Below are 1,280 nucleotides of genomic sequence, written 5' to 3'. Positions count from 1 at the left end.
ATATGAAAATCCCTTTTTCCTTACCTGTCATCGATGATGAGGTAATAGCAGAAATGCATGATACCCTGACTCATACGGGATGGCTGACGACAGGCCCCAAAGCACGGGCTTTAGAAGATGAGATCCGGCAGTTCACGGGAGGTGAAGCTGTTTTGTGTGTAAATTCGTGGACCTCCGGGGCGATGCTAATGCTACGGTGGCTGGGAGTAGGTCCCGGTGATGAAGTGATTATCCCCGCTTACACATACAGTGCCACGGCTTTGTGTGCCATGAATATGGGGGCAAAGGTGGTGATGGTAGACGTAAAAGATGATTTTACTATCGATCCGGACAAGATAAAAGCTGCGATCAATGAACACACCAAAGTGATATTGCCTGTCGATATCGGAGGGTATCCCTGTGATTACGATGCCATCCGTGAAGTTTTGAACGATCCGGAAGTGAAGGCTTTGTACCGGCCTGCCTCCGGGAGGCAACAGCAATTGGGCCGGATAATGCTTTTGGCCGATGCCGCCCATTCCTTAGGGGCTTTTTATAAAGGAAAGGCTTCCGGGACAGTGGCCGATGTCACTGTTTTCTCCCTGCATTCCGTAAAAAATATTACGACAGGGGAAGGCGGTGCGATTGTATTGAATTTACCGCAGCCTTTCAACAACCAGAATGAACTGACTTTCCTGAGGGCCTTGGCATTGAACGGACAAAACAAGAGTGCTTTCGAAAAAAATCAGGTGGGTGCGTGGCGGTATGATATCATCGATCAGGGACTGAAAGTGAATATGCCGGATTTGTGCGCTACTGTCGGGTTGGCCCAGATGCGCCGGTATAAATCCACGTTTCTGCCCGAAAGGAAAGCCATTTTTGAATTTTATGTCCGGGAGTTTTCAAAACGGGATTGGGCTGTTATTCCCCCCTATCATCACCGGGATACGGAGAGTTCTTATCATCTGTTTCTGCTCCGGATCAAGGATTTCGATGAAGCGAAACGGGATGCCATGATTCAATATATCAGTGAAAAGGGTGTCGGGGTGAATGTACATTACATACCGATGGCTATGCTGACTTTGTTCAAGAACCGGGGATATAAAATGGAAGATTATCCGAATACATACCGGTTGTATGCCAATGAAATCAGTCTTCCGGTTTATAATCATTTAACCCGGGAACAGCTGCGTATCATCGTAGATACCGTTGCCGAAGCCTATGAAGCTGTAAAATAACATTTCTTTCCTTCCTTTTTAATCCGAATTTATGTACAAATTTTTGAAGGTTGTCTTTGACGT

Annotated in this window: 1 protein-coding gene; it reads left to right on the top strand. The window is 46.5% G+C overall.

Going from position 1 to position 1,280, the window contains the following annotated elements; genetic code table 11:
• Positions 1-2 precede the first annotated feature (2 nt).
• Positions 3-1,217 (top strand): DegT/DnrJ/EryC1/StrS family aminotransferase, encoded by a 1,215-nt coding sequence (locus AC5RDS_RS07525; RefSeq protein WP_494222285.1) that lies wholly within the window; start codon positions 3-5, stop codon positions 1,215-1,217.
• Positions 1,218-1,280: the final 63 nt, after the last annotated feature.

Source organism: Odoribacter sp. (genome assembly GCF_985060555.1).
Note: the sequence above shows the minus strand (reverse complement) of the source record. Positions and strands in the feature narration are given on the sequence as shown.